The organism is Bacteroides sp. B1-V-101, from assembly GCF_023656585.1.
GTDB classification, from domain to species: Bacteria; Bacteroidota; Bacteroidia; order Bacteroidales; family Bacteroidaceae; genus Bacteroides; species Bacteroides thetaiotaomicron.
In genome coordinates this window covers 87504-97295 of the sequence record NZ_JAMOKH010000024.1, presented here as the reverse complement: position 1 = coordinate 97295, position 9792 = coordinate 87504, and the positions used below count along the sequence as shown (strand labels likewise).

Sequence of the window (9792 nt, the reverse complement as noted above, 5' to 3'; positions counted from 1 at the left end):
GTCTGATTCAGCCTATAGTCATTTAAGACTAGTGTCAAAGTTAGTTCACTGCAACTCTACTTTTCAAATATACACTTATATTTTGTTGTGATATTTAATACTGCAAATGTAAATGTGTCAAAAGTAACTAAACTCCCCTCATTCCTGAAGGAGGAGAGTTTAGTTACTTTTGACACACCTTCTTATATATTCTATCAACGGTTTAATCTGAATCCTAGCTAGGTTTCAATTACCATTTTGTAAAAAACACTTTCGGGTTGATATTGACAGATACCCATCCCCAGTCTTGCCAACTCTTATGATTTCCGCCTTTCACAGCATCCATCGTCTTCGTTCCAAGCATAAAAGAATAACCGGCAGAGAGTTTCACATCTTTCATTACGGACCAATTGATCTGATAGTCAACTTCCGAACCGAGTGACTTCTTCAAATCTTCTTTAAAATCTACTTCAGTAGCAGTAGCAAAATAATGATAATTGAGTTCCATATCTACCTTGGCAGATGCACGAAAACGAGCCCCAAGACGACCATCTATTAATCCGGGAGCAAATCCTTTGTTGAATGCAGAAGCGTAGAAATAATCCATGCTGCCATAGAATTTATGATGCGTCCCATAAAGAGGGTCAAAAGCCTTAAATTTACTACTACCTTCTTCATTTCCGCTCAAATAATCAAAGCTTACAACCATTCCCCATGTTTTATTGAACGCATAAGCTGCCGTAGCACTTGCCATGAAAGCAGAAACACTCTCGGCATCCTTGTTCTTACCTGTTTGGTAGTAGAAAGCGCCATCCAAGTTCCATCCGCTATTTTTATATGTAAGATAAGTTCCCATCGTTTGCAAGTAGCGGGTATGAGAATCTTGAGTGAGCTGATTCCCTGTCTCTAACCCTAAATTCATAAACAGTAAAGAAGCCCCGAACGGAATCTTATCTGCTTTATAGTGATACCACACAGTCTGCATATTCTTGTAAGGCTGACCAATAGAAGAATTGTAATAAGTACCACCTGCCGTTTTTTCATCATTCTGGTTGAAAGCCAGAATAGCATGTATTTCATTATTCTTATTGGCATATCCCAGTTTCAACGCATCATGATAACGGCCTGCCACATTCCAGTCCAGTCCGCCCAAAATACGTTCATCATCATAAACTAACGTCTGACGACCTAACTGTGCAAAGAAGCCTTTTCCAAAATCCAGCTTTGCCCATGCCTCATTCAAGATAAAGCGACCATTCTTGTCAATCTGCGGATCTTGCCCCCATACTCCGACATGCTGTGCCGACATCTTGATTTCAAGGTCCGAACGCTTGTAGTCCAGTGACAAACGGGCACGGTTATTAATGAATGATGCAGCCTTCTGCCCTTCATTGCGAGGGACTAAAGCACCGTTTCGATACTCCGCACGAGGTCTGATTTGCATAGACATCGAAAATTCATTTTCCTTCTCCGTAGTTTGTGTGTATGCCATGCTTGGCAATAGCATAAGAACGAATGACCAATAAAATGTTTTCATTGATATTTCAATTTAAGTTATAAGTATGTACACTAACTCCTTGTGCCGATGGAAGGTAATTGATTCCATACCAACACATTTGTAATAAGACAAATGATACTAACAGAATGACTAATGCCGGACGACTCTTCAACGGTCTGCCCAGCCTGAAATGGATATATACCAGATAGGAGAACCAAGTAGCTGCCGCCCATGTCTCTTTCGGGTCCCAAGCCCAGTAGTGCCCCCACGCTTCTTTCGCCCAGATAGCTCCCGTCAGCATTCCCAATGTCATAAATGCCAAGCCCACATAAGTCAGGTTATCGCATAAGTCCATCTCTTTCCGTTCAATATCCTTCTTTTTGAACCAAAGCAGATAGACAGCCATGACCACCGCAGCTCCCAACATCGCATAAGCAAACATATACACTATGACATGAGGGGCAAACCACGGACTTTGCAAAGCAGGCATCAGCGTTTTATTGTGAATCTCCGGTTTAAAGATATTGATACAGATAAATACCAGTGAGAGAATGCAACTGAAACTAAGAATCCATTTATATTTCCAACGCACGTACGTTATCAAACCAGCCAATGGAAGGAAGAAAGAATACCACAGACGTGTCTCTCCCATCGTCCGCATCGGAGGACGTTCCAGAGAAATCCACATACCGAGGATAAAACTGAAAAAGATGACCAGCCCCAACAAGGTAAATCCATAGGTCCATACCGGCTTCTTTCCTTTCCAGGCAGCAAACGCGCCCAAGCTCCAGCAAATCAATGCGGCTATCGCAAACCATATAAAATGTTCCCAACTCATTCCTTGTCCTCCTCTTTCCTCTTTTGTGCATTGACAAACAGACAAATTGCTCCGAGCATCATCATGATGATCCCTGCATATACTACAGGCAACCACGGGTCGCGAACCAGCTCAAAGACACTGATATCGCTCCAGCGACCTTTCGACTCATCATAGCTAAGCTGATAAATTTTCCATCCTGCTATCTCCATCGGACGATTTACTTCAATCGTACTTTCCGTTATCGTTCCTTCCTGTGTGTAGACTTTTACTTCCGAAGCAAAACGTTGCGGTTCCCGTTCCGGCATCACCAGACTCGTCAGAGAGTCGAGACGCAATGCCTTATAAGGAAAGAGAAAACTACCACAGCTCACCCAGCCTTCTTTCGTCTGTTGGTTCTTTCGGTTGACGGCCTTCAGATGCACTGCATATGTCGCTCCCATCGAATGGAAATCTGTAAATTTCAGTGTGTCTTCTGTAGCTACGGAGGCAGCCATCGGAATAGACTGCTCGACAAACAAGTCCCAATCCAGCAGACTGCCCTCGGAAACTCCGTCTTCAAGCAGTAAATGCACAGGAGACTTTTCGGGGAGTACTCCCCCCGTTTCATTGTCAATCAGCATCAGTTTCGGAGGATATTCATCAATCGTAAAATCCTTCAGTTCGATAGCCAACGGAAGTTCTATCAATTTTCCTTTATCATCGGTAGCCCTCCATTCCGCGTTTCCCATTCGGGTAGTCATCTTCAAGCGTTGCATATCGGCATTTCCCAAAGTAGCCGTAATCAATGCCACGAACAATCCTACGTGATTGAGAAGAAAGGATAGTCTGCCAATCCTGAATGGAAAGCTGGCACGGAGTATGGTCAATCCCAATGCAGTGACCATCCAAAAGTAAAGCAGGACGAAAGTCCAGGACGAAATCATCTGCGAAAATCCCAGTATATCATTGGAAGCATAACCGGAAGGAGCCTGCCGGATAAGTCCCATGATCACCGTCATGCCGACTACCCATACCAGGGAAGAAACGGCAGCGGAATAATGGCTCAACCATCCAAACAGATACACACGTTTACGAAGAAGGTGCATGACTACCAGCGCTATGATATAAACCACTAACACAATCACATTGACCGGACAGGCAAACAGGCCCCAGTTGATGGCTCCCACTGCCATTTGCAGCAAAATACCTATCACCAATAATCCCGCACCAATCACCAGCCCTTCTTTATAACTCCACGGTTTGCTCCACATATATCCCTATTTTACTTTTGTGCCAGACGTCCGTTTGCCTTTGCCTTCTCCAGCCATGCCGGAACGGTCGTTTTCAGGAATTTCTCCTTAGCAGCTCTTTCAGCATCCATATCAAGACCGATATATTCCTGTGCTTTGGCCTTCGTTGAAATGTCCGGCATCGGAACGTCTTCCGTATACCCATGCTTCGCTAAAACTTTGGATACAGTCAGACGAGCCTGCATAGCACGGTCCAGACCATGAGAAAGAATTCTCTGAATCTCCTGCGGTGCATGGAAAGAACCTCCATGTGATGCCACACCGAAGTCCCAACGCCATTGTGCCTGACGAATCAATGCAAGCACATCTTTCATCTGATCTTCTGTAGCACCCTTATCCCAGGCAAATTTTGCTTCGATATGCGCCTTTGCCAGTTCCTGTTCCAGACGGTTACGGATTTCATTTGCCTTGCGCTGACGCTCGTACACATTGTTACGTAATGTTTCTTCACTCTCACGATGACAAGTCTGACAAGTGCGGTCAATCATTGCCAATGGGCTCTGAATGTGATGGTCACTGAATTTCACTCCCCCTTCGCTCTTATAAGGCATATGACAATCGGCACAAGAAACGCCCCTTTGTCCGTGAATACCCATCTGAGCAATTTCATAGTCGGGATGCTGGGCTTTCAAGATCGGAGTACGGCTTAACTTATGAATGTAATCATAGAAACCTGCCTCATCATAATATGCTTCCATGTCTTCTACAGTGAAACCTTTATCCCACGGGAAAGTCAAATATTTACCGTCACCCTTAAAGTAATATTCTACGTGGCACTGCGCACAGACCAATGAACGCATTTCCTGTGGAGTAGCTTTTGTGATATCTTTTCCCTGACGCTGGAAAGCTTCAATCAATGCCGGACGGCTGATATGAAGATTCATTGTTTCCGGATCGTGGCAGTCGGAACAGCCGATCGGATTCACGATTTCATCACCAAAGGCAGCCCATTTGTTATTATAGAAAGAATCGACTCCCAATGCTTCCATCATGCGGGGAACATCCGGACTCTTACAAGTCCAGCAAGTAGAAGGCTGAGGACCATCGTGCGGACCTGCAGGAGAACCGGTACGAAGTGACGCCGTGATATCCTCGATAGCATGCATATGTCCGCGCGGAGTGGAATAGTCTTTTGAAAATGCATATCCTGCCCACAGAATAACCATTTCCGGACGTTTTTCCAAAGCATCAACAGCGACATTGCCATTAAACTCACTTTCAAAATCAGTCTTTGCCGTTTCCGTCCAAGTCTGATATTCGCGGGGAAAATTATCTTTAAACAGTTCGTTGCGTGCTTCAATACCTTTAATGACAGTTTTGCGGTTATTAAAGATACTGGCGACTTCCGCCCTCCTCTCCATCAACGCAGAAACACATAATCCTAAAACAAAAACAACGACCATTGAACCTCCGAACAACAGCCATCCTTGCCATGATTTTAATTTCTTTTCCATTGTATATCGGTTTTATTATTTTATTACGTAGTTATGCATATGCTTATTCCTTATTATTAACCATCTTCCGAAGCCATTCCGGTACGGGTGATTCGGGAAGAGGGACGATAGCTGCCGGAGTAGCGGACAGCGAATTCTTACCACCATGAGGTACATCCCGATGACAGTCCCAGCAAGCCTTTCCTTCTCCCACCATAGACATCATATAATCTATCTTTCCTGTTTTTACAAACTCCGTATTCAGTTGCGTATGGCAACGGATACAGTTATTCATAATCACCTGCGAACTGGCCTCGTGGGCCTGTATCACCTGTGGCTCGCTTTTGGCGAGAAATGCAGCTACGTGCTTCATACCATCCATTCCTTTGAATGTCCATTTCTTTACAATGTTCTCGTGAGGAACATGGCAATCGTTACAGGTAGCATCCCGTGCATGTGAACTGTGAAACCATGTAGCATAATAAGGAGACATGATGTGACAATTCACACACGCTGCCGGATCATCGCCCAGATACGTATGTGCCCGAAGCATATACATAAATAAAGCTCCTCCGCCTACAATAATACCGCCAATGATAACGGCTACTATCCTTGATCTGTACGAAGGAAAAATTCGGTTTATAAATGGTAACTTCATCATAGTGAAAAAGTATTTTTCACAAAAGTAAAGCTTTGAAAACACAAAAGGTGTAATAACTATTACACCTTTTAAAGAAAATTATACGAACACTGATTAATAAGAGAAAAAAGATACTCCATCCCGCCCCCCGTTTTGCATGGCAGGCAGGCTCTTTCAGTTATTCATCGTGATGATGATCGTCCTCTTCGGCGGTAGTGCTCAGTACAATATTGCGCGCAATGTAGGTTTCGTTTCCTGCGGCATCCGTGCAATAAACCATCAGATGATAATCGCCCGGAGTAGCATTGGCCGGAATTATAATATCGTGATGATGGATGTGCGCCGTTTTCTTTCCGGAGATATCATAAGACCTGTTGAAACTGAAATCGACAGTGGCTTCGTCCGTAGCGGCAGCCCTGCTCTTTCCATGCGAATGGTGGTCGAAATTACTATGTATTTCAATCATATAAGACTTTAACATGACGTCGTCCGACAGATCCATTTCAAAATGTACTCCGTGCTCGTCGCCAATTTTCAGTTCTTGCCCTTCTTCCGGTTCGCTCAGTTCAATCACCGGTTTGGTGGTATCGCTATCCGAATCGTCACAAGAAATAAATGCAAATACAGACATTGCCAGAAGGCTGATGATCGGGAGGTAAAGTTTTGTTTTCATTACAGTAATTTTTTAAATGGAATTTTGATTAATAATTGGAAGTTTCGTCCCGGTTCTGGAATTTCTACTTTCCTGTAAAAACTAAGATGATTGTAATATCTGGTATTGAAGATATTACGGGCGGTCAGGGTTATTTCTATCTCGTTAGTCCTGCCAACCGGAATATTCAGCGAGCCACCCAAATGAAACAGGTTGGCCCCCGGTGTACGGTCCTCATTACGGTCTACACGGTTCTGACGGGCAATAAGTTGCCACTCCGCATAAAGCATACAGTGTTTTCTTTGCCATGTCAACGTATTCCGCATACCGAACGGCGGAGAAAAACTTAACGGAATATGCTCGTCACAGTTGTAGGTGTAAACGTATTCTCCGGAGATACGGTAATTGAAGTGACGCAGAAAGTTAATGTCTATCGTAGCCTCCGTTCCGGCAAACAGTGCTTCGGCTCCCGTGTAGCGGTAAATCTGTCCGGCATGCGGCAGAACCGACCATTCACCCGTGGGACGCAGGAAGATGTAGTTACTGAACCAACTGACAAAAGGAGACACGGAAACGGAAAGTCCGTGATATCGCAGGTTGTAGGAAGCATCCATCTGCCATCCTTGCTCGGATTTCAGAGAAGCATCTCCCTGCTCGTGACGGAAAGTGCCGTGATGTACGCCGTTAGCAGCCAGTTCATTGGCTCCGGAGAGGCGGAAGCTACGTCCGATGTTCACTTTCACCATGTGCTGAACGGAGGGTGTCCATACCAGTCCCAAAGAAAAGGAATAGTCACCGAAATGCTTTCGGACAGCATGACTGTTCCATTTATAGGACTCTACTTGTTCATCATCATATCCTTGCCTCCGAAGGTAATCCGCCAGATAAACGTCCTCATGCGGAGAGATGCCAATATAACCATAATCATATCGCACGCCTCCACTGACAGAGAGAATGTTATTAGGCTTATACGTCGTAAGCCAGAGCAATCCGGTAGTAGAACGATGGTACTCCGGCAACAAGAATGAATAGCCGGAAATGTCGTTCTGCTGATGTTGCCCATCCCACCCCAACGTATGCTCTCATGAAGAAGAGCCAATAAAACGGGCTTTTACCGAAGCACTGTATGTGTTCAGATCGAAAGCCAGTTCTTTGTCCGGGTCCTTCTCCGGCGCAGGCTGGGAGCCGTAATGAGTATGAAAAGCACTCCATTCCTCCCGATGGTTATTCTGAAATCCCAAATCACCGGACAGGATCAGTCTCTCCCAAGCATATTGCTGATGTGTGGTTACTTTCAGATGATTTACCTTACTGTAAGGCAACTCGATATTCCGGCTGTCTCCGTCATCTTCTACGCGCGATGCGTCGGGGACACCGTGTGCGCCCGGAAAGAAGCCCGTCTTCTGATAGACATTACTGATGGAATAGTCTGCTTTATAGCCTTTTCGCTGATATTGGGTGAAAAGGCCGATATTGCGTTCCACTCCTGCCGTATTTTTCAGTTTACGCCCATAGACAGGCATTTTCTGAGTCAGGTAGACAATGGTATCCGTAGGGATGCGGTAATCACCGAAGTGCTGTTCGGAATAACGGATTTGCGCATACCAGGCATTCTTTTTAAGTCCCAGCATCAGCGAACCTGCCAGTGTTTCGTTGACGGATTTACCCAATAGGGTGACATCGCCGAAGAGCATATTCGCAGAAGGTATGGGAGGAGAGGCTATATCAATCACTCCACCCATGGCATCACTGCCGTAAAGCAGTGAGGAAGGACCTTTCAATACATTGACTGCCTCGATATTAAAGGCATCCAGTTCCAGTCCGTGGTCGGCTCCCCATTGCTGGCCTTCCTGCTTGATTCCGTTTTCCAGTACGGCTATCCGGTTGAATCCCATCCCCCGAATCATCGGTTTGGAGAAGCCGGAGCCTATATCCATAGCTTGTACTCCGGGAATGTTCTCCATTGCCTGCATGAAGTTTCCCGTAAAATGTTTGCGCATAAAATCCTGTTCTATCACTTCAACCGTAAGTGCAGACTTCTTGGCTTGACGCTGTTGGTATGACTCGGTCACAACAACATCAGGTAAAAGCATACTCTTGATTGAATCGGACTTCTGTGCGTGGACGGATAAGGTTACAAACACCCCTATTACGCCCGAAATAATTCCGATACGCATCAATTACAATCTTTTATATAATGTGTAAAATGAATGTGGGGACAAGTTACAATGAACCTGTCTTCCTAGAAAATATGAATATGTAATTATGCGGCAGGAGGCGCGCGTAGGTGATGCGAATAAGTTCGTTTGCAGACAACCTTATTCTGATAAATAACCGGCTCGTAAGGAACGAGCGTTAATGTACAATGAAATTCTAAAAATTGAGGTTCTGTAAAGAGAGAAAGGGAGTATTTACATATGGCACAATCCTCGGCATGACTCCGGGAATGTTCGGCATGAGAGCATGACGTTTCATCTTCACTTCCATGATAGTGAAAGGTTTTCACTACAAAGAAGGGAATGAATGTCATGAATAACATCCATGCTATGTATGCTCTTATTTTTCTCTTGTGATACATTCTCCCCTATCGTTTTAACAGAATAGTGAGGCAAAGATACTCGTATGAAACAGACGGCGCAAATTATCTGACTTAATATGTGTTATTAAAAGAATAGTAATAACCGATTCTAATCCAATATATTTTCAGGTATATCGTTTGAGCCTGCCACAAAATACTGAATTATATTTGTTTCTGTATCTACCGCATTCATTGTCACAGGAGATGCTGACTTTGTTGATCTATTAATTAAATCAGCTTTCATATTCCAGTCAATACCTAACAATATTTCTATAAGAGTAAACATACGTTCTGATGTATTAGATATATTGTATTCATAGGTTCTTTTATCGTTCAGCTCCTTATCAAAATTCAATATCATATAACAAGTACTGTTTTTAATAAGAAACTGGTAATTTCCAGTACATTCTTTCTTTTCCATTTTCTCATCGAAAAGATAAAAATCCCTATCTGAATTATTTATAAAAAATAGATTTTCACCTCCGGTGTAGGGTACTTGTGCAGGATGTGCAACTTTCAGGTTCAAATAACTATCGACTATTTTTATTTTTAAATCAACCGTTTCGTTAGTTACATTATCCTTGACAGTAATGGTGGTTTCTCCTTTTTGTTTGGGTTTCACAACTAAATTACCCATATCTATCGGACTTGATAAATCAATATCTATGCTTAAAACATCTGTATTTTGAACGGTTACGGTATAGTCTCTGTTACCACCTCTGACGGGGATATTTTTTGCTCCCAACAAAGGACGCTCATAATATCCTTTCTCAAAGGACAGAGAATATATTTCTTGCTTTTCATCGTCTCCACAACTTACAAGGGTAATTGTGCAAAGGAATAGAAAAAATATTCCTAATAATTTCTTTGTTTTCATATTTGTATTTTTGTGATGTCTGTCCC

The 9792-nt window shown here is 43.6% G+C and carries 8 protein-coding genes and 1 pseudogene; all 9 read right to left on the bottom strand.

The features are described 5' to 3' along the window. Window positions 1-229: 229 nt before the first annotated feature. Window positions 230-1516: an alginate export family protein gene (locus NBH01_RS17515; RefSeq protein WP_011107761.1), complete on the bottom strand. Its 1287-nt coding sequence runs from the start codon at window positions 1514-1516 to the stop codon at window positions 230-232. Between the two features lie 7 nt (window positions 1517-1523). Continuing rightward, window positions 1524-2315: a cytochrome c biogenesis protein gene (locus NBH01_RS17510; protein WP_008764877.1), complete on the bottom strand. Its 792-nt coding sequence runs from the start codon at window positions 2313-2315 to the stop codon at window positions 1524-1526. Next, on the bottom strand, window positions 2312-3547 hold the full coding sequence (locus NBH01_RS17505) for a cytochrome c biogenesis ResB family protein (RefSeq protein WP_225678881.1): 1236 nt from the start codon (window positions 3545-3547) through the stop codon (window positions 2312-2314). Before NBH01_RS17505 ends, NBH01_RS17510 begins: the two co-directional genes overlap by 4 nt. An 11-nt stretch (window positions 3548-3558) precedes the next feature. Further along, window positions 3559-5040 carry an ammonia-forming cytochrome c nitrite reductase gene (gene nrfA, locus NBH01_RS17500; RefSeq protein ID WP_225678882.1) on the bottom strand — a complete coding sequence of 494 codons (1482 nt, stop codon included), beginning with the start codon at window positions 5038-5040 and terminating at the stop codon, window positions 3559-3561. A 43-nt stretch (window positions 5041-5083) separates the two neighbouring features. Next, window positions 5084-5680: a cytochrome c nitrite reductase small subunit gene (nrfH, locus tag NBH01_RS17495; protein WP_008764874.1), complete on the bottom strand. Its 597-nt coding sequence runs from the start codon at window positions 5678-5680 to the stop codon at window positions 5084-5086. A gap of 157 nt (window positions 5681-5837) precedes the next feature. Next, window positions 5838-6332, bottom strand: coding sequence for a DUF4625 domain-containing protein (locus tag NBH01_RS17490; RefSeq protein WP_008764873.1), 495 nt, complete (start codon window positions 6330-6332; stop codon window positions 5838-5840). Then, window positions 6332-8488, bottom strand: a pseudogene (locus NBH01_RS17485) (TonB-dependent receptor). Before NBH01_RS17485 ends, NBH01_RS17490 begins: the two are co-directional and overlap by 1 nt. Before the next feature lie 86 nt (window positions 8489-8574). Beyond that, window positions 8575-8889 (bottom strand): hypothetical protein, encoded by a 315-nt coding sequence (locus tag NBH01_RS26700; RefSeq protein ID WP_309559782.1) that lies wholly within the window; start codon window positions 8887-8889, stop codon window positions 8575-8577. 109 nt (window positions 8890-8998) lie between these two features. Beyond that, window positions 8999-9766, bottom strand: coding sequence for a hypothetical protein (locus NBH01_RS17480; protein ID WP_225678884.1), 768 nt, complete (start codon window positions 9764-9766; stop codon window positions 8999-9001). Between the last annotated feature and the right edge of the window lie 26 nt (window positions 9767-9792).

Coding starts and splice junctions, on each gene's coding strand:
- NBH01_RS17505 (WP_225678881.1), bottom strand. CDS start 3,547: ATGTGGAGCAAACCGTGGAGTTATAAAGAAGGGCTGGTGATTGGTGCG.
- nrfH (WP_008764874.1), bottom strand. CDS start 5,680: ATGATGAAGTTACCATTTATAAACCGAATTTTTCCTTCGTACAGATCA.
- NBH01_RS26700 (WP_309559782.1), bottom strand. CDS start 8,889: ATGTATCACAAGAGAAAAATAAGAGCATACATAGCATGGATGTTATTC.
- NBH01_RS17515 (WP_011107761.1), bottom strand. CDS start 1,516: ATGAAAACATTTTATTGGTCATTCGTTCTTATGCTATTGCCAAGCATG.
- nrfA (WP_225678882.1), bottom strand. CDS start 5,040: ATGGAAAAGAAATTAAAATCATGGCAAGGATGGCTGTTGTTCGGAGGT.
- NBH01_RS17490 (WP_008764873.1), bottom strand. CDS start 6,332: ATGAAAACAAAACTTTACCTCCCGATCATCAGCCTTCTGGCAATGTCT.
- NBH01_RS17480 (WP_225678884.1), bottom strand. CDS start 9,766: ATGAAAACAAAGAAATTATTAGGAATATTTTTTCTATTCCTTTGCACA.
- NBH01_RS17510 (WP_008764877.1), bottom strand. CDS start 2,315: ATGAGTTGGGAACATTTTATATGGTTTGCGATAGCCGCATTGATTTGC.